20 protein-coding genes are annotated in these 18,449 nt (G+C 68.4%); 6 read left to right on the top strand and 14 right to left on the bottom strand.

The window, feature by feature from the left end:
- Positions 1 to 57 precede the first annotated feature (57 nt).
- The 4 genes from recO to L8F96_RS11430 form a co-directional block, all read right to left on the bottom strand.
- On the bottom strand, positions 58 to 789 hold the full coding sequence (recO, locus tag L8F96_RS11445) for a DNA repair protein RecO (RefSeq protein WP_334656040.1): 732 nt from the start codon (positions 787 to 789) through the stop codon (positions 58 to 60).
- A gap of 82 nt (positions 790 to 871) precedes the next feature.
- Entirely contained in the window at positions 872 to 1,357 is a 486-nt protein-coding gene (locus L8F96_RS11440; protein WP_052742474.1) for a DUF192 domain-containing protein, read from the bottom strand.
- Positions 1,358 to 1,359: 2 nt separating this feature from the next.
- Positions 1,360 to 1,920: a cold-shock protein gene (locus L8F96_RS11435; protein ID WP_046408335.1), complete on the bottom strand. Its 561-nt coding sequence runs from the start codon at positions 1,918 to 1,920 to the stop codon at positions 1,360 to 1,362.
- Positions 1,921 to 1,995: 75 nt separating this feature from the next.
- Entirely contained in the window at positions 1,996 to 2,517 is a 522-nt protein-coding gene (locus L8F96_RS11430; RefSeq protein ID WP_046408337.1) for a regulatory protein RecX, read from the bottom strand.
- Positions 2,518 to 2,644: 127 nt separating this feature from the next.
- On the opposite strand from L8F96_RS11430, the gene L8F96_RS11425 reads away from it, so the two are divergent.
- A complete protein-coding gene (locus tag L8F96_RS11425) occupies positions 2,645 to 4,378 on the top strand; it encodes a fatty acyl-AMP ligase (protein WP_125945237.1) in 1,734 nt (577 codons plus the stop codon).
- A 507-nt stretch (positions 4,379 to 4,885) separates the two neighbouring features.
- Here the strand turns inward: L8F96_RS11425 and acs are convergent.
- From acs to L8F96_RS11390, 7 genes are all read right to left on the bottom strand, one after another.
- A complete protein-coding gene (acs, locus tag L8F96_RS11420; RefSeq protein ID WP_334656039.1) occupies positions 4,886 to 6,823 on the bottom strand; it encodes an acetate--CoA ligase in 1,938 nt (645 codons plus the stop codon).
- A 111-nt stretch (positions 6,824 to 6,934) separates the two neighbouring features.
- A complete protein-coding gene (locus tag L8F96_RS11415) occupies positions 6,935 to 7,552 on the bottom strand; it encodes a MarC family protein (protein ID WP_334656038.1) in 618 nt (205 codons plus the stop codon).
- A 66-nt stretch (positions 7,553 to 7,618) separates the two neighbouring features.
- Positions 7,619 to 8,488 (bottom strand): bifunctional methylenetetrahydrofolate dehydrogenase/methenyltetrahydrofolate cyclohydrolase FolD, encoded by an 870-nt coding sequence (folD, locus tag L8F96_RS11410; RefSeq protein WP_136450527.1) that lies wholly within the window; start codon positions 8,486 to 8,488, stop codon positions 7,619 to 7,621.
- Positions 8,485 to 8,715, bottom strand: coding sequence for a DUF167 domain-containing protein (locus L8F96_RS11405; protein WP_231621879.1), 231 nt, complete (start codon positions 8,713 to 8,715; stop codon positions 8,485 to 8,487). Before L8F96_RS11405 ends, folD begins: the two co-directional genes overlap by 4 nt.
- A gap of 68 nt (positions 8,716 to 8,783) precedes the next feature.
- A complete protein-coding gene (locus L8F96_RS11400; protein ID WP_334656080.1) occupies positions 8,784 to 9,083 on the bottom strand; it encodes a YggT family protein in 300 nt (99 codons plus the stop codon).
- A 67-nt stretch (positions 9,084 to 9,150) separates the two neighbouring features.
- On the bottom strand, positions 9,151 to 10,053 hold the full coding sequence (gene argB, locus L8F96_RS11395; RefSeq protein WP_046408451.1) for an acetylglutamate kinase: 903 nt from the start codon (positions 10,051 to 10,053) through the stop codon (positions 9,151 to 9,153).
- Between the two features lie 75 nt (positions 10,054 to 10,128).
- Positions 10,129 to 10,773: a queuosine precursor transporter gene (locus L8F96_RS11390; RefSeq protein WP_314472315.1), complete on the bottom strand. Its 645-nt coding sequence runs from the start codon at positions 10,771 to 10,773 to the stop codon at positions 10,129 to 10,131.
- Positions 10,774 to 10,937: 164 nt separating this feature from the next.
- Here L8F96_RS11390 and L8F96_RS11385 point away from each other — a divergent pair, with 164 nt between their 5' ends.
- Positions 10,938 to 12,272 (top strand): NupC/NupG family nucleoside CNT transporter, encoded by a 1,335-nt coding sequence (locus L8F96_RS11385; RefSeq protein ID WP_125945232.1) that lies wholly within the window; start codon positions 10,938 to 10,940, stop codon positions 12,270 to 12,272.
- Positions 12,273 to 12,312: 40 nt separating this feature from the next.
- Here L8F96_RS11385 and L8F96_RS11380 read toward each other — a convergent pair whose 3' ends face one another.
- The gene (locus L8F96_RS11380) at positions 12,313 to 13,164 is read right to left on the bottom strand and encodes a LysR family transcriptional regulator (RefSeq protein WP_334656037.1); all 852 of its coding nucleotides are present in this window, start codon (positions 13,162 to 13,164) and stop codon (positions 12,313 to 12,315) included.
- A 135-nt stretch (positions 13,165 to 13,299) separates the two neighbouring features.
- On the opposite strand from L8F96_RS11380, the gene L8F96_RS11375 reads away from it, so the two are divergent.
- Entirely contained in the window at positions 13,300 to 13,743 is a 444-nt protein-coding gene (locus L8F96_RS11375) for a putative quinol monooxygenase (protein WP_211095161.1), read from the top strand.
- A gap of 61 nt (positions 13,744 to 13,804) precedes the next feature.
- The gene (locus L8F96_RS11370) at positions 13,805 to 14,140 is read left to right on the top strand and encodes a TfoX/Sxy family protein (RefSeq protein ID WP_334656036.1); all 336 of its coding nucleotides are present in this window, start codon (positions 13,805 to 13,807) and stop codon (positions 14,138 to 14,140) included.
- 136 nt (positions 14,141 to 14,276) lie between these two features.
- Here the strand turns inward: L8F96_RS11370 and L8F96_RS11365 are convergent, their stop codons facing one another.
- On the bottom strand, positions 14,277 to 15,059 hold the full coding sequence (locus tag L8F96_RS11365) for an SDR family oxidoreductase (protein ID WP_334656035.1): 783 nt from the start codon (positions 15,057 to 15,059) through the stop codon (positions 14,277 to 14,279).
- A 53-nt stretch (positions 15,060 to 15,112) separates the two neighbouring features.
- Between L8F96_RS11365 and L8F96_RS11360 the strand changes: the two genes are divergently transcribed.
- Together L8F96_RS11360 and L8F96_RS11355 are read left to right on the top strand one after the other, a co-directional pair.
- Complete coding sequence (locus tag L8F96_RS11360; RefSeq protein ID WP_334656034.1) at positions 15,113 to 15,898, top strand: ABC transporter ATP-binding protein; 786 nt, start codon at positions 15,113 to 15,115, stop codon at positions 15,896 to 15,898.
- Positions 15,895 to 17,427, top strand: a complete 1,533-nt coding sequence (locus tag L8F96_RS11355; protein WP_334656033.1) for an ABC transporter permease/substrate-binding protein — start codon at positions 15,895 to 15,897, stop codon at positions 17,425 to 17,427. The genes L8F96_RS11360 and L8F96_RS11355 overlap by 4 nt, the downstream gene beginning before the upstream one ends.
- Here L8F96_RS11355 and L8F96_RS11350 read toward each other — a convergent pair.
- Positions 17,424 to 18,425: an NAD(P)H-quinone oxidoreductase gene (locus tag L8F96_RS11350; protein ID WP_334656032.1), complete on the bottom strand. Its 1,002-nt coding sequence runs from the start codon at positions 18,423 to 18,425 to the stop codon at positions 17,424 to 17,426. The genes L8F96_RS11355 and L8F96_RS11350 overlap by 4 nt on opposite strands.
- Positions 18,426 to 18,449: the final 24 nt, after the last annotated feature.

The following is an 18,449-nucleotide window of genomic DNA, read 5'->3' as shown; positions in this document are numbered from 1 at the left end:
TGCCTCCAGGCGAAACGGGGATGCGAACGGTACCGTTCCTTGCCGCCCGGCAGGGTCTCACGCAACCGCTCTGTGCAGCCGGTCGATCAGCCGCTCGCGCGCCGCCAGCGTTTCCGCCTGCCGATCAAGCAGGATGCTGCGCGCCAGGAACCGCCCGGTGATCGCCAGCCCGGCAAAGATGTCGGGCCAATCCGCCGCGCCCCCTGCCGCCAGGAACGCGGGCAGCGGCAGCAACCGGTCCTCATACCCCGCCGCCGCCGCACGGCTCACCGCGCCGCCAGACCGCGGGCTGACATAGCCGATATCCGCCTGCGCCCCCGTCGCCACGCAGCGCCCCAGATCAAGGCCAAAGCCAAGCTCTGACAGCAGCAGCAGCTCGTACCGCGCCAGCGGCGCCGCCCAGCCGCGTGCCGCCGGCGCCGCATCGATCGCGTCGAGCACCCCCGACAGCGCCTGGTACAGCCAGGGATAGGGATGCGCCTCGGGCAGCGCGGCGGCGGTCAGCGCGGTCAGCCATTCCAGCGCGGCCGCCGGCAGCGGCTCGCTATGCAGCGGCGCCCGGCTGCGCACCAGTTCGGCGGTCAGCGCCGGCAACTGGCTGTCGGTCCGCGCCCGCCATTCGCCGATAATGATGTTGGCCGGCTGCAATACGGGGCGCAGCGCGCGCGACCGGCCGCCGCGGACATAGCCGGCCTGCACGCCATCATCCCCGGTCAGCGCACGGACGACGGCGCCATGCTCGCCATGCGCCCGGCTCGACAGGATGATGGCGGTCGCGGTCAGGCGCATGGGGCGAGAGATAGGCGCTCACCCATCATCGCGCCATGCTGGCCGCTATTCGCCGCGCCGCCTCCGTCGCGGCGCCCGGCCGTCACTTGTTCCAGGAAACCTTGTCGCCTTCCGCAATGCCCAGTTCAGCCGATCGGCCGCCGTTCAGCTCCAGCACCGCGCTCACCGGCTCGCCAGACGGCACCTGCGCCTCGGAGAAGGGCACGGTATTCTCCGCGATGCGCGCGATCGTCCCGTCCGGCCGGATGAAGATGATGTCGAGCGGCGATGGCGTGTTCTTCATCCAGAAGCTCGCCTCGCGCGGGCCGCCGCCGTCCGGCGGATAGGGCGCGAACAGCATGCCGCCATCCTTGGGAATATCGGTACGGTACATCAGTCCGCGCTGCTGCTTCTCGGGCGTGTCCGCCACTTCAACCCGGAACACGTGCCGCCCGTTCGCGCTCGCGATCGTCACCTCGGTCAGCGGCGCTTTCGCGCGCTCGTCGCTGGCCGTCGCGGCGGCGTCACGGCCGGTACACGCCGCAGCGCCCAGCAGGAACGCCAGCGAGGCCATCGCCAACAGCTTCATCGTCAATTCTCCCGTGTCACGCTCACGGCCATCGGCCCCTTGCGCCCGTCCACGATGCGGGCGCGCAGCCTCTGGTCGGGCAACACTTCACTGATGTCGCCGCGGCGCAATGTTTCCATATGGACGAAGATATCGCCCGGCACGTCGTCGCGCACCAGGAAACCATATCCCTTCAGCCGATTGAACCATTTCACCGCCACCGGCTCCCAGTCGCCCGCTTCGTCGACCAGGGTGGCGGGATCGATGCGGCTGGTCGGGCGCGGTGTGGGCTCGATCGCGGTGGTCGTGTCGATCGACAGGATCTCGCGCGCCTGAAACCCCCGCTCGCGCCGCACCACCATCGCGTCGATCCGCGTCCCTTCGGGCAGGCTGCGGCGGCCAAGTGGCTGCAAAACCGAAAAGTGGATCAGCACGTCGCCAAAGGACGCATCGTCAGGCACCAGAAAGCCAAAGCCGCGCGTCACGTCGAACCACTTCAACGCACCGGCCACACGTACGCCATCTTCCTCGCCAGCACTGGCGGCGTCGGGGCCTTGTCTGGCCTCGGACGGTTCGCTTTGCATTGTTCTTTCCCCTGGGCGGGACGCTAGCATGGTTGTGGCGGCGCACAATATCTTCCTGCGAAAACAAGGCGTGCGTCACGCTTCCGGTATGTCGCCCGGCGCGGCCGCGACGATCTGCCGCGCCAGGGCGAAGGAATGGCCCGCGCGCAGCATCGCCGCCATGTGCCGCTGACGGCCGCGCTCGTCCGCCGGCGCGCTCGCAAACGGCCCGATCCGCCGCCGCCGGGCAAAGGCCAGCGCGCTTTCCAGCGCCTGCTCGCCGCTCTGCTCCACCAGCTCGGCAATATCCTCGCCCGCGATTCGCGCCGCCTTCAGCGCTTGGCCCACGCGCCCAGCGCCATAGCCGCGCCGCGCGAGCGATCGCGCCCGCGCCTCGGCAAAGGCGCGGTCATCGATATAGCCAAGCTCGGCCATCCGGTCGGCGATCGCGGCCGGATCCGCCGCGGCGGGGCCGTCCCAGCCCCGCTCGCGCACCTTGCGGGCCAGATATTCGGCCAATTTGCCCCTGGTCGTCGCGAACCGCGCCACGTAACGCAGCGCCAGATCCTCCAGCGCACGGCGGTCGAGCGGGGGCGGCGTACGGCGGCTATTCGTCATGCGCCTTTATGTTGCCACACTGCCATCGGAATTTGAACGTGGCGAACCGTCAGTTGGCCGGCCTCCGGAAAAAGCCGGTGTGCAGGTCCGAAACAGGCACACTAACGAGATTTTGAGCAAACCGACCATGACGAGCGCGACCCTGATCCCCACCCCGAGCAGCGACGCACGACCGCGCCGCTTCGCCGATTTCGACACGCTCGGCGAAGCGCTGGATTATGCCGCTGAGGGCGATCGCGGGCTGAACTTCCACGATGCGCGCGGCACGCTGGTGCGCCCCTACCCCTTCCGCGAGCTGCGCGACGACGCGAAGCAGGCCGCCTATCGCCTGATCGCCGCGGGCATCACGCCGGGCGATCGCGTCGCGCTGGTTGCGGAAACCAGCGCCGAATTCGCCGCCTTGTTCTTCGGCACCGTCTATGCCGGCGCCTGGCCGGTGCCGCTGCCGCTGCCGACCTCGTTCGGCGGCAAGGATTCCTACATCGATCAGCTGCGCGTCCAGCTCACGAGCTGCGATCCCGTCATGCTGATCTATCCGCCCGAGCTGTCGGAAATGGCCGGCGCGGCGGCGGCAGCCGTCGGCACGCAGGGCCTCGACTGGGCCGATCTTCTCGCTCGCCCCGCCGATGCCATCGATCTGCCGCCGGCGTCGGGCAGCGACATCGCCTATCTGCAATATTCCAGCGGCTCGACCCGCTTCCCCCACGGTGTCGCGATCACGCACCATGCGCTGCTCAACAATCTCGCCGCGCACGCGCACGGCATGCAGCTGATCGAAAGCGACCGCTGCATCTCCTGGCTCCCCTGGTACCATGACATGGGCCTCGTCGGCTGCTTCCTGTCGCCGATCGCCAACCAGGTGTCGGTCGATTACCTCAAGACCGAGGATTTCGCCCGCCGCCCGCTCGCCTGGCTCGATCTCATCACCCGCAACCCGGGCACCTCGATCAGCTATTCGCCGACCTTCGGCTACGACATCTGCGCGCGCCGCATGTCGAGCCAGACCAAGGCCGCCGACCGCTTCGATCTGTCGCGCTGGCGCCTCGCCGGCAATGGCGCGGACATGATCCGGCCCGACGTCATGCAGGGCTTCGTCGATGCCTTCGCCGATGCCGGCTTCCAGGCCAGCGCCTTCCTTCCCTCCTACGGCCTTGCCGAGGCGACGCTGGCGGTCTCCATCATGCCGCCGGGTGAGGGGATCCGCGTCGAGCTGGTGGAGGAAACGCAGCTCTCCGGCGTCCCCGCCGGCCAGGATCGCCCGCAACGCTATCGCGCGATCGTGAATTGCGGAAAGCCGGTGCGCGACATGCTGGTGGAGATCCGCGAGGAGGACGGCACCGTCCTTCCCGAGCGCGCGATCGGGAAGGTGTGGTGCAGCGGCCCGTCGCTGATGGTCGGCTATTTCCGCGATGATCCCGCGACCGCCGCCTGCATGGCCGACGGCTGGCTCGACACCGGCGACATGGGCTACATGTCGGATGGCTACATCTACATCGTCGGCCGCGCCAAGGACATGATCATCGTCAACGGCCGCAATCACTGGCCGCAGGACATCGAATGGGCGGTGGAGCAGCTCCCCGGCTTCAAGCAGGGCGACATCGCCGCTTTCGCGATCACGACGCCGGGCGGTGAGGAGACCCCCGCCGTCCTCGTTCAGTGCCGCACCTCCGACGTGGAGGAGCGCAGCCGCCTGCGCGACGAGATCCGCGATCGCGTCCGCGCGGTGACGGGCATGAATTGCGTGATCGAACTCGTCCCGCCGCGCACGCTGCCGCGCACCAGCTCGGGCAAGCTCAGCCGCGCCAAGGCGCGCAACCTCTATCTGTCGGGTGAGATCAAGCCTTACGCGGTCGCCGCCTGAGGCGCAGCGGCCCGGCGCCTGCAGCCCGACCAGGGCGCCGGCACCGGGCACGCCGATGGATCAGGCGATATGCAGGTCCAGCTCGCGCCGATGCGCGCGCGCCTTTGCGGTCAGCACGATATGCCCGCGCTTCTCCTGCACCCAGCCCTGCCGGGTCAGCGCGTTCAATGTCATCGGACAATCACCGCGCGAAATCATGAGATTCGATCCCGCGGCTCGCGCGGAGCCCAGGATACGTTCGAGCAACTCAGCGGTCAGCCAAGCGCCATCATCTTGCTGTCCCAAAGCGACCCCCCAAGGGTTTACGGCAGCCCTCGTTATTGTGGCTAAAAGACAACGATCCCTTAACAAAATCAACCGATTCGCAGGTGCCGGACGCCCCGATTCAACGAATCATCGGTGAGTTGCACGACTGCTGCGACGGCGCGGGAATCGCTCCCCAATCGCCGCCTGTTTGCCGCTCCGGGACACCCGCCGGCCCGGCCGAAAACCGGCCCGGCGTCGCCCTCATCGCTGCCGGTTCGCCACCAGGTCGTCGACCACCGCGGGGTCGGCCAGCGTCGACGTGTCGCCCAGGCTGTCGACCTCGCCCTCCGCGATCTTGCGCAGGATGCGCCGCATGATCTTGCCGCTCCGCGTCTTGGGCAGGCCGGGGGCGAACTGGATCGCGTCGGGCGTCGCGATCGGCCCAATCTCCTTGCGCACCCATGCACGCAGCGTGGCGGTCAGATCCTCGGACGGCTCCTCGCCCGAATTCAGCGTGACATAGGCGTAGATGCCCTGCCCCTTCACGTCATGCGGCATCCCCACCACAGCCGCCTCGGCGACCTTGGGATGAAGCACCAGCGCGCTTTCTACCTCGGCCGTGCCCATGCGGTGGCCGGAGACGTTGAGCACGTCGTCGACCCGCCCGGTGATCCAATAATAGCCATGCTCGTCGCGGCGGCAGCCGTCGCCCGTGAAATATTTGCCGCGGTAGGTCGTGAAATAGGTCTGGAAGAACCGCTCATGGTCCCCCCAGACGGTGCGCATCTGCCCCGGCCAGCTCGCGGTGATGCACAGGTTGCCGCTCACCGCACCGTCCAGCACCGCGCCGCTTTCGTCGACCAGCTGCGGATGGACGCCCGGCAGGGGTTTGGTGGCCGATCCCGGCTTCAGGTCGGTCGCGCCCGGCAGCGGTGCGATCAGCGCGCCGCCCGTCTCGGTCTGCCACCAGGTATCGACGATCGGCGAGCGCCCCTCCCCCACCACCTGATGATACCAGCGCCATGCCTCCGGATTGATCGGCTCGCCGACCGTGCCCAGCAGCCTCAGGCTCGCGCGGCTGGTCGCCTTCACCGGCGCGTCGCCCTCCTTCATCAGCGATCGCAGCGCGGTCGGCGCGGTGAACACCGTATGCACCTGGTGGCGGTCGACCACCTGCCAGATGCGGCTCGCATCGGGCCAGTTGGGCAGCCCCTCGTACATCAGCGTCGTCGCGCCATTCGCCAGCGGGCCATAGACGACATAGGTATGCCCGGTGACCCAGCCGATGTCGGCCGCGCACCAGAAGACATTCTCGGGCCGATGGTCGAACACCAGGTCATGGGTGTAGCTCGCCCACAGCAGATAGCCGCCCGTGGTGTGCAGCACGCCCTTGGGCTTCCCCGTTGAACCGGAGGTGTAGAGGATGAACAGCGGGTCCTCCGCGTTCATCGGCTCGGGCGCGCATTCGCTCGACACCGCGGCCGCTGCCTCATGATACCAGATGTCGCGGTCGTGCATCGGCACGTCGTCGCCGGTCACCTTGATGACGATCACCCGCTCCAGGCTCGGCGCGCGCAGCGCCGCCGCATCGACATTGGCCTTTAGCGCGATGCGCTTGCCGCCACGCCGCCCGGCATCGGCGGTGATGACCAGCTTGGAATCGCAATCCTGGATGCGCCCGGCGAGCGCGTCGGGGGAAAAGCCGCCGAACACCACCGAATGGATCGCCCCGATCCGCGCGCAAGCGAGCAAGGCAAAGGCCGCCTCCGGAATCATCGGCAGGTACACGGTCACCCGGTCGCCCTTGCGCACCCCTTGCGCCTTCAGGACATTGGCGAACCGCCCGACCTCTTCGTGCACCTGGCGATAGGTGAAGCGGCGCGGCTCCTCCTCCGGCACGTCCGGCTCCCAGATGATCGCGACCTGCTCGGCGCGCTCGGGCAAATGCCGGTCGATGCAGTTCGCGGAGACGTTGAGCACGCCGTCCTTGAACCATTCGATGTGGAAATCATCCTCGTCGAACGACCAGTCACCCGCCACCGTCGGCGCCTTGATCCAGTCCAGCCGCTTCGCCTGCTCCAGCCAGTAAGCGTCGGGATCGGCGGCCGCGGCGGCATACATCGCCTCATAGCCGGCACGATCCACTTTCGCATTGGCCGCCCAGTGTTCCGGAACGGCGTACAGCTGCGGCTCGACCATGCATCATCTCCTTTTTTGAGCCTGATGGCCGCTGAAGGTGATGATTGGCAACCGTCTTGGTAAACCCCGCGGCGGCGCGATTGCCGGGCGCGCGGCGACCGGGGTGCCGGGTCAGCCCAGCTGCGCCTGCACCCCGTCGATCACGAACTGCACCGCCAGCGCGGCCAGCAGCACGCCCAGAAGGCGCGTGATAACCGCCTCCATCTTGTGCCCCATCAGCCGCATCAGCGGCCCGGCGGCGATCAGCGCGGCCAGCGTGAGCAGCAGCACCGATCCCAGCGCCGCGAACACGACCAGCGACTGGTTCAGGCCGTTGCTGCCGCTCATCAGCAGCATGACGCTGGCGATCGATCCGGGTCCCGCGATCATCGGCATCGCCATGGGGAAGATCGACACATCCTCCACCTCTTGCGCCGCGACGGCGGCGGCACGATCCTCGCGGCGCTGGGTGCGCTTCTCGAACACCATTTCCAGCGCGATCAGGAACAGCATGATGCCGCCGGCGATCTGGAACGAGGCCAGCTCGATCCCCAGCCCCTTCAGCAATTCCTCGCCGAACAGCGCAAAGACGAGGAGGATGGTCGTCGCCACGCCGACCGCGCGCATCGCCATCGACCGGCGCTGCACCGCCGAGGCGTCGCCGGTCAGCCCGGCATAGATCGGCGCGCAGCCGGGCGGATCGATGATCACGAAAAACGTGATGAAGGAGGAGATGAACAGCTCAACCATGATGATGCCCCCCCAGGCAGATCCTCCAGGCGTCTAGTGATGCATGCCGCCGCACGGCCGCCGGCATCAGATTGGCTTAGCCAGCGTGATTCCTTCACGGCGTGCGGCAGACACCAGGGTGTTCCGCAGCAGCACCGCGATCGTCATCGGGCCGACGCCGCCCGGCACCGGCGTCATCGCGCCTGCCACGTCGGCGCAGGCCGGGTCGATATCGCCGACCAGCCCCTCGTCGGTGCGGTTGATGCCGACATCGATCAGCGTCGCGCCCGGCTTGATCCAGTCGGGCTTCACCATCTTGGCACGGCCGACCGCCGCGACGACGATGTCGGCGCGCTTCACCACCGCTGGCAGGTCACGGGTGCGCGAATGGGCGACCGTCACGGTGCAGCTGTCGCCGATCAGCAATTGCGCCATCGGCTTGCCGACGATGTTGGACCGGCCGATCACCACCGCGTCCTTGCCGCTGAGGTCACCGAGCACGTCGCGCAGCAGCAACAGGCAGCCATAAGGCGTGCAGGGCACGAACCCCGGCAGGCCGGTCGCCAGCCGCCCGGCGTTCACCGGGTGAAAACCGTCGACGTCCTTGTCGGGATCGATGCGCGTGATGATCGCGCTTTCATCAAGATGCCCCGGCAGCGGCAGCTGCACGAGGATGCCGTCCACCGCCGGATCGGCGTTCAGCTGGTCGACCAGCCGCTCCAGCATGTCCTGCGTCGTATCGGCCGGCAGGCGGTGCTCGATGCTCTCCATCCCCGCCGCCACCGTGGCCTTGCCCTTGGACCGGACATAAACCGCCGAGGCCGGATCCTCCCCGACCAGCACCACGGCCAGCCCCGGCTTGCGCCCGGCTTCGCGGGCGACCTGAGCCACGCCTTCTGCCACCTGCGCGCGCACATCCGCCGCGAAGGCCTTTCCGTCGATGATCCGTGCCGTCATGGTTGAGCGCCATAGAGGCTCGCCGCGCGCCGCGCCAGCATGTCGCTGTCGCCGCTGAGCAAAAGCCGCTTGATCCGCGCGGTCTCGCCGGCGACCAGCCGAACGGCGCTGCGCGGCACCCCGAATGTCTTGGCGACCAGCGCGATCACCGCTTCATTGGCCGCACCGTCGACCGGCGGCGCGCAGACCCGCGCCGCCAGATGTTCATCGGTTCCCGCTGCCAGCACCTCCTTCGAGGCGCGCGGCGTTACCCTGACCGCGATCGCCAGCCCTTCGGGAACCGGGCGCCAGGCGCTCAGACGCCGCCCATCACCACGCTGGCGGCGGCGTTGTTCAGGATGATCGTCAGGATGGCGATCCCGATCAGCACCACGGCCGGCGCGAAATCGATCCCGCCGGTCTGCGGCAGGATGCGGCGAATGGGGCGGTACATTGGCTCGGTCAGCTTATCGAGGCCCATGTAGAGCGAACGGACGAAGTTCGACTGCATATTGACGACGTTGAACGTCACCAGCAGCGACAGGACGAACTGGATGATGATGACCCACCACACCACGTTCAGCAGCACCTGCAGGATCTGGACGAGGGTTAGCATCAGCAAGGGCGGTCTCCGTTCGGGTGTGTCATTACGATAGCACAGTTGGGCATCGCGCCAGTCGCGATCAAGCCCGGCGGATCAATGTACCCGCACCGCGCCGCGTGAAGATTTCCAGCAGCATACCGTGGGGCACCCGCCCGTCCAGAACGACCGCCGCGTCGACGCCGGACTGGACCGCCGCCACGCACGTCTCCAGCTTGGGGATCATGCCGCCCGAGATCGTGCCGTCGGCGCGCAGTCCGGCGACGTCGTCGGGCGTCAGGTCGGTGACCAGCTGCCCCTGCTTGTCGAGCACGCCCGCGACGTCGGTCAACAGGAAGAACCTCTTGGCCCCCAGCGCCGACGCAATCGCACCCGCCATCGTGTCGGCGTTGATGTTGTACGTGTGGCCGTCGGCACCGATGCCGATCGGCGCGATAACGGGGATGATCCCGTCGCGGCTCAGCGTGTCGATGATCCGCCGGTCGACCGCCACCGGCTCCCCGACGAAGCCCAGGTCCACCTTGCGCTCGATCCCCTGCAACTGGTCGGGCTCGCTGCGGCCGACCTTCTCGGCCTGCACCAGCCCGGCGTCCTTGCCGGAAATCCCCACCGCACGGCCGCCGGCCGCCGCGATCCAGGACACGATCTGCTTGTTGATCGATCCCGCCAGCACCATTTCGGCGATCTGCGCGGTTTCCTCATCGGTGACGCGCAGCCCGTCGACGAAGCGCGACTCGACGCCCAGCCGCTTCAGCATCGACCCGATCTGCGGCCCGCCGCCGTGCACCACCACCGGGTTGATCCCGACGGCCTTCATCAGCACCACATCCTCGGCGAAATCGCGCTGCGCCTCGGGGTCGCCCATGGCGTGCCCGCCATATTTCACCACGAAAGTCGCGCCGGCATAACGCTGCAGATAGGGGAGCGCCTCGACGAGCGTTTCGGCTTTCGCGAGCAGTTCGGGCGCGGGCGTATGATCGTTCATGGCGGTGCCCTTAATCATATCGCCCTGCGCGCGAAAGTCGGCACTGCCGCTGGCGTCGGCCAGCGGCAGTCGCCTTCAGGCCCGCCGGTCGAGCCGCCGGCCCAGCGCGACGAAGGCGTAGATCAGCGGCGGCACCAGCACGATCGACAGCACCACCTTCGCAATGATCTGCCCCATCATCAGCTCGCCGATCGGGAACACGCCGTAAAAGGCGATGGTGACGAACAACAGGCTGTCCAGCACCTGCGACAGGACGCTCGCGATCGCCGCGCGCAACCACAGGAACCGCCCGCCCTCACGCCCCTTCAGCGCGGCAAAGATGGTGACGTTCAGCGTCTGCGACGTGCCATAGGCGACGATCCCGCCCAGCCAGATGCGCGGCGTGCCGGTCATCATCAGCTCGAACGCGCTCAGTCGCTCCGGCTCCATCGCCGGCGACGCGGGCACCGCCAGCACGACCAGCGTCAGGAACAGCGACACGATCAGCGGGATGAAGCCCAGCTGCACGAGCCGGTTCGCGATCTGCCGCCCATATAGCTCCGCGATCGCGCTCGACGTCACTACCAGCAGCAGGAAGGCGAAGATCCCCGCCTCCACCGCCAGCGGCCCGAGCGCGACCTGCTTGTTGCCCAGCACCCCGGCAATGCAGACCATGCCGCCATAGAAGATGGAGAAGGCGAAGAGCGAGCGCGCGATCGGCGCGGGAGCGCGGGATTCCATCGGCCGCCGGTACATCGTGCAGCGCGCCGGTAAAAGGGCGTTGTTGCAGGAATCCTGTCCTTCCGCGCGGTTGACTGCTTGTCGAACCGCCTGCCTTTTCCCTATGATAGCGCGCGAAAAGTGATCAGGCGGCAAGCTCCGCCCGTAGCGGGGATGAGTTGCAGTTGAGCCGTTTTCTGATCGGTATCGCCGGTATTCTGGTGATCCTTGCGCTGGCCGTGGCCTTGTCGACCGACCGGCGCGCCATCCGTCCCCGCGTCGTGCTCAGCGCCTTTGCGCTTCAGGTCGGCATCGCAGTGATGGTGCTCTACGTCGACTGGGGCAAGCGCGTGCTCGCCACCATGTCGGCGGGCGTCTCGAACCTGCTGGGCTATGCCAAGGCGGGCGTCGACTTCCTGTTCGGCCCGCTCGCCTCGCCTGAGATCGGCGGCAACAGCTTCGCGATCGCCGCGCTGCCGGTGATCATCTTCTTCGCCAGCCTCGTTTCGATCCTTTATTATCTCGGCATCATGCAGTTCGTCGTCCGCTGGCTGGGCGGCGCGCTGGAAAAGGTGATCGGCGTCTCCAAGGTGGAAAGCCTGTGCGCGGCGGCCAACGTCTTCGTCGGCCAGTCCGAATCGCCGCTCGTCATCCGCCCCTATCTCGCCGGCCTCACCCCGCCGCAGCTGTTCACCGTGATGACCAGCGGCATGGCCGGCGTCGCGGGCACGATCCTCGCGGCCTATGCCTCGATGGGCATCCGCATCGACTATCTCCTCGCCGCCAGCTTCATGGCCGCGCCTGCCGGCATCCTGATGGCAAAGATCATCATGCCGGACCGCACCGTGCCGCCGGAAGGCGAACTGCCGCTCGGCGACCTGCCCGACGCCGACCGCGAGATCCTGGTCTCCGAGGCGCGCCTCGCCGGCGCCAACATCGCCGCGCTCCCGAACGAGCTCGCGCCCGGCGAACCCATGCCGCAGGCGACGCATGACGAGGAGGCACCCGCCAACATCATCATGGCCGCCGCACAGGGCGCACAGACCGGCGTGCGCCTCGCCGTCGCGGTCGGCGCGATGGTGCTGGCGTTCGTCGCGCTGGTTGCGCTCGCCAACGGCATCCTCGGGGGCATCGGCGGCCTGTTCGGCTATCCCGATCTCAGCTTCCAGCAGATCCTCGGCTATGCCTTTGCGCCGGTGATGTTCCTCATCAACGTGCCATGGGACGAGGCACTGCGCGCGGGCGGCATGTTCGGCCAGAAGATCGTGCTGAACGAGTTTGTCGCGTACATCGACCTCGGCCGCCAGGCCGGTGAGCTGTCCGAACGCACCGTGGCGATCGTCACCTTTGCCTTGTGCGGCTTCGCCAATTTCTCCTCGATCGCGATCCAGATGGCGGTGACCGGCAACCTCGCGCCCAACCAGCGGCCGATGATCGCCAAGCTCGGCATCCGCGCGCTCCTCGCCGGCAGCCTCGCCAACCTCCTCTCCGCCGCCCTCGCCGGCCTGCTAATCGGCTGATCAACGGCGGGGCCGGCCGCCCCGCCCCCAAGCCCCCCGCTCAGCCGTGCGCCTGGCGCCACAGCCAGTCGCGCAAGAGGCACCCCGCGCGGGTCGACGGCCTAAGCGGCTCCAGCAGGAAGAAACTGCGCGCCGATCGCAGCCGGTGCGTGGCCAATCCCGTCAGCCGGCCATCGTTCAGCAGACCCGATACCAACGGCTCGAGCCCGATCGCGACGCCGGCACCGCTGACGGCATGCTCGTACAGCAGCAGCGGATCGATCCCTCGGATGCGCGCCGCCGACCTGTCCAAACCAACGCCGCCGAGCCACTCCTGCCAGAATTCCGGCCGGTGATCCGGTCCCAGCAGCACATGGCGCAGAATCTCCGCGGGACGATCGATCGCGAACGAATGACCCGCGCTCCACACCGGCAAGAGATGGATCGGCAGCAACGGCGCCATCGCCATCTCGGCGTCGGGCGCTAGGCGGATCGCCAGGTCGTACTCACCCCCGTCGAGCCGCTCGAATGTAATCGAGGTGCGAACATCGACATGGATGTCGGGATTGCGCGCAGTGAAATCGGGCAGGCGCGGCAACAGCCATCGTGTGGCCAGCGACGGGATCGTCGTGACCCGCACGGTCGCTGAATCCTGCCGCACCTCGGCGGCGGCGACCTCAAGCCGCTCGAGGATGGCGACCGCATGCACCAGGTAGCGTTCGCCCGCATCCGTCAGCACGACACCGCGCGGAAGCCGCTCGAACAGGCGGACGCCCAGCCCCTCCTCCAGCGCAGCGAGACGCCTGGACAGCGCCGGCACTGACATCGCCACCCGGGTACTGGCCGCGGCAAGGCTTCCCAGTCGCGCCGCGGCGACGAACGCCTGAAGGGTGCGGGGCGCAGGCAGGTGCATCGCCGACCAAGGTAGCAGCGGCGCAGCCTTGCAAAAAGTGAAAGGTACCGCGCACCTTCGCAATGGTGGCAGGCCCGTTCACCGCATAGCTTCAACGGCGACGGACCCGGTCCGGCCACTGTCGGAAGATCGCGCATGACAAGCCCAACGCCACCCTCAGCCCGCCCGGAGGATCCGGCCACCGTTCCCGGTCCCATTCCCCACCACCATCCCATCGCGGATGCCCCGCATCGCGGCGTCATCCTGACCGGCGAGAACGGCGCGGACGGGCACAAGGCCTTCTACATTCACATCGAGGCAAGGCCCGGCAAGGAAGACGCGGTCGTCGATATGCTCCGCGACATCTACGGCTGCGTCCTCGGCGAACCGGGGACCGGCCCGTGGTTCGCGGTGCGCTATTCGCCGCAGGTGTTCGGCATCTTCGAGGCATTCCCCACCATCGCTGCCCGCGACGCGCATGTCGCGGGTGGCGGCGGCGACATCTTCCGCGACAATGCCCGCATGAACGACCTCCTCACCCGCCCGGCGCACGTCTATCGCCTCGACGTGCTCCTCAACAAAAGCACCATTGGCGAGTAGAACCCCGCCGTCAGTGCCCGCGCCCTGTTCCCCGCGATATGGGTCTGTTACGCTGGCTCCGATGGCCACGCAGCACCGCACGATTGAACATCTGCTCGAACAGGCTGCCGGTGCGGGAACGGTCTCGGCCAAGCCGATGTTCGGCAAATACGGCCTCTACCTCGACGGCAAGATGATCGGCACGGTCTGCGACGATCAGCTTTACCTGAAGCCCACCGCCTCCGGTCGCCGCCATGCCGCGCCCGTGTCCGAAGCGCCGCCCTATCCGGGTGCCAAGCCAAACTTGCTGATCGAAGCCGATCGATGGGATGACGCCGAATGGCTCGGCGAACTGCTGCGCCTGACCGCCGCTGAGCTGCCAGCCCCCAAGCCGCGCAAACCGAAGAAGGCGAGCTGAGCGCCCGCCGCGCGCTACCGCCGGTTTCGTGCCGCGCCGGCCACCCATCGGACAGCAGCAAGCGCCAGCACGTATCGCAACGCATCGTCCGGCGGTCTGAACGCACAATGTCCGCTTGCCTCACCCGGTCACCCCGTCAGAGCGCCCGCCCGCCGCGCATCCGCTTGCGCAGCGATCCCGGCATCCACCGCGACGCAAAGGACAGTCGCCGCGCCGTCTTGCCGACCAGCGTGTGGACGCGCCCGCCATGCACCGCTTCCCACGCCGCTTGCGCGACGACCTCGACCGGCGTGAACTCCAGCCCCGCCTCGACCACCGTCTCGCGCACGCTGCGGTTCGATCCGCCGACCCCGGCCTGCAGCAGCGGCGTGTCGATGAAGCCCGGCATCAGGCTTCGCACGCGAATGTCGTCCGCCGCCCATTCGCCGTCCAGCGCCTCGGTCAGCCCGCGCACCGCGAACTTGGTCGCCGAATAAACCGCCGCCCCCGGCGTGCCATAGATGCCAGCGGCCGACGCGGTGTTGAGCAGGCACGATCCCGGCGTCGCCGCCAGAAACGGATAGGCCATGCGCGCGCCATACAGTACGCCCTTCAGGTTGACGTCGACCGCGCGGTCGATGTCCTCCAGCCCCGCCGCGCCGAATGGCCCGCCCACCGCGACCCCGGCATTGTTGAACAGCACGTCCAGCCGCCCGCCGCTCAGCTGCGTGAACTCGGCCAGCACTTCCTCCCAATCCTCCGGCGATCGCACGTCCATGACGTGACAGCTGGTGCGCTCCGCCGGCAGCCCCGCCGCCGTCTCCTTCAGCCCTGCGCTGTCGCGATCGGCCATCCCGACGCGCCACCCCCGGTCGGCGAACAATTGCGCCACCGCCCGGCCGATGCCGGAACCCCCGCCGGTGATCAGGATCGCCTTCATCTCTCAACCCTCATGTTTGACGCCGGTGGCGGCATCCCGCATCCTCCCGGCCGATGTCCCTGGACTTATCCGGCCCGGCGGTGGCTTTCCACCGCATCGCGAAACACTACGCCGGGGGGAGCGCAGCGGTCGACGAGGTGACGCTCACCATCGCCGGCGGCAGCTTCGTCGCACTGGTCGGCAGCTCGGGTTCGGGCAAATCGACGCTGTTGAAGATGATCAATCGACTGGTGGAGCCGACCGCCGGCCATGTCACGCTGGGCGACCATGATGTCCGCGATCAGGCCTCGCACCGCCTGCGCCGCGCGATTGGCTATGTGTTCCAGAACGTCGGCCTCTTCCCGCACCTGACCGTGGCGGAGAATATCGCCCTGCCGCTGCGCATCGCCGGCCAGGGCCCGGCGCGCGAGCAGCGCGAGGCGCGCGTGGGCGAGATGCTCGACCTCGTCGATCTGCCGAGCGCGCTCGGCAGCCGGCTGCCCGACGCGCTCTCCGGCGGGCAGCGCCAGCGCGTCGGCGTCGCCCGCGCGCTCGTCACCGGGCCGCAGCTGCTGCTGCTCGACGAACCGTTCGGCGCGCTCGATCCGATCACCCGCAGCGCGCTGGGCGACGCGGTGCAGGCGCTGCACCGCCGGCTCGGCCTCACCACCATCATGGTCACACATGACATGGCGGAGGCGCTGCTCCTCGCCGATCGAGTCCTGGTGATGGATCACGGCCGGATCATCGCCGACGAAACGCCCGCCGCGCTTCTCGCCGGCGGCGGCGGTGAACAGGCGCAGGCGCTGGTCGCCGTCCCCCGCGATCAGGCGCTTCGCCTCGCGGGCCTCGCGCGATGAGCGACGCCTGGGCGCGCGTCCCCGATCTCGCCGCGCAGCACTTCCTGCTCGCGATGACGGCGCTCGCCGCCGGCATCCTCATCGCGGTGCCGCTCGGCTTCTGGTCCGCGCGCCGGCCCACTGCGGCGCGGATCGCGCTGGGTGCCGCCAGCCTCGTCCAGACGATCCCCAGCCTCGCGCTGCTCGCGCTTTTCTATCCCATACTCCTGTGGATCGGCGGCCTGCCCGCGCTCGGCTTCCTCCCCTCGGTTCTGGCGCTCACACTCTACGCCATCCTCCCGATCCTGCGGAACGTCGTCACCGGGCTCCAGGGCCTCGACCCGGCAGTGATCGAGGCTGCGGACGGCATCGGCATGACCGGCTGGCAGAAACGCCGGCTGGTGGAGGCACCGCTGGTCCTGCCGATGGTGATGGCGGGGGTGCGTACCGCCGCGGTGTGGACGATCGGCGCGGCGACCCTTTCCACCACGGTCGGTCAGCCGAGCCTCGGCGACCTCATCTTCGCCGGGCTTCAGACGCAATCCTGGCCGCTGGTGCTGGCGGGGTGCATCGCCTCCGCCGCGCTGGCGCTCGCCACCGACGCGCTGCTCGGCCTGTCCGAATGGGGCATCGCGCATCGCCGCCGCTGGCTGGCGGCCCTGTCGCTCGGGCTGATCGTCGCCGCGACTATCGCCGCCGCCGCGCCTTTGTGGCGCAGCGATCAGGATCGGGTGGTCGTCGGCGCGAAGAACTTCTCCGAACAATTCATCCTCGCCCGGCTGATCGGCGATCGGCTGCGCGACGCGGGCTATGCCGTCGACTATCGCGACGGGCTCGGCTCCGCGGTCGCCTTCGGCGCGCTCAAGAGCGGCGCGATCGACGTCTATGTCGATTATGCCGGCACGATCTGGACCGGCGAGATGAAGCGCAGCGACACCCCGCCACGCGATCAGCAGGTGCGCGCGATCGGCGACTGGGCACGCCGGCAGCATCAGGTGACGCTGCTTGGCCCGCTCGGCTTCCAAAACGCCTACGCTTTTGCGATGAAGCGGGAGGATGCGGCGCGCCGCGGCATCGCCGATCTGAACGATCTGGCGCGCCAGTCGCCCCGGCTACGGCTCGGCGCCGACCTCGAATTCCTCGACCGCGCCGAATGGGCCGCGATCCGCCGCGCCTATCCGATGCGCTTCGCCGCCGCGACGCCCTACAGCCCGACCTTCATGTATCGCGCGCTGGCCAGCGGCCGGGCGGATGTGATCAGCGCCTTTTCCTCCGACGGCCGGATCGCCGCCGACGATCTGGTCGTGCTGCCCGATCCGCGCGGTGCGATTCCGGGCTATGACGCGATTCTGTTGGTCTCACCGCGCCGCGCCGGCGACGCGCGCTTTGCCGATGCGCTGCGCCCGCTGATCGGCGCGATCACCCCGGCGATGATGCGCGCCGCCAATTACCAGGTCGATCGCGACACGGACAAATCGACTCCCGAAATCGCTGCTGGCCGGCTCGCCGCGCAAATCGGCCGATCTTCTCCGAAGGGCGGCCGGGACTAGCCCATCGTCAGGACGATCTTGCCCACATGATCGCCGGCTTCCATCCGGCGATGCGCGTCCGCCGCCTGTTCCAGCGGGAACGCCTTGTCCATCACCGGCTTCAGCCGCCCCGCCTCGACATGCGGCCAGACGATGCGCGCCAGCTCGTCCGCGACCATCGCCTTGAACGCATTGTCGCGCGCCCGCAGCGTGGATCCGGTCAGCGTCAGCCGCTTCATCATCACTTCGAAGATCGGGATCGTCGCCTTGGCGCCGCCCTGCACCGCGATCGACACATGCCGGCCGTCCGGCGCCAAGCACTTGAGATTGCGGGCAACATAGTCGCCGCCCACCATGTCAAGCACCGCGGCACAGCCTGCGCCGCCGGTGATTTCCTTCACCCGCTCGACGAAATCCTCGGTCCTGTAATTGATCGCATGATCCGCCCCCAACGCCTTGGCCGCCGCGACCTTCTCGTCCGATCCGGCGGTGACGATGATGGTGATGCCAAAGATGTTGCACAGCGAAATCGCCATCGTCCCGATGCCGCTCGTGCCCCCATGCACCAGCACCGTATCCCCCTCGGAGGCATAGGCCCGCTCGAACAAATTGGTCCACACGGTGAACAGCGTTTCCGGCATCGCCGCCGCTTCTTCCATCGACAGCAGCTCGGGCACCGGCAGGCACTGGCCGGCGGGCGCCGTCACATAATCGGCATAGCCGCCCCCGGCGACCAGCGCGCAGACCGGCTGCCCGACCATCAGCTGGTGAACCCCCTCGCCCAGCGCGACGACCGTGCCCGACACCTCCAGCCCGAAGATGCTGGGCGCGCCCGGCGGCGGCGGATAGGCGCCCTTGCGCTGCATGACGTCGGGGCGGTTCACCCCGGCCGCGGCGACGCGGATCAGCACTTCGCCCGGCTGCACGGCAGGGACCGGACGCTCCACGATCTGCAGCACCTCTGGCCCACCGGGCGCTTCGGGATCGATCGCCCGCATTGTCGCCGGAATGATGTACATTCGCGTCCCCCTCATTCGGACTTT

This window comes from Sphingomonas panaciterrae (genome assembly GCF_036890205.1).
GTDB lineage: Bacteria > Pseudomonadota > Alphaproteobacteria > Sphingomonadales > Sphingomonadaceae > Sphingomonas > Sphingomonas panaciterrae.
Note: the sequence above shows the minus strand (reverse complement) of the source record. Positions and strands in the feature narration are given on the sequence as shown.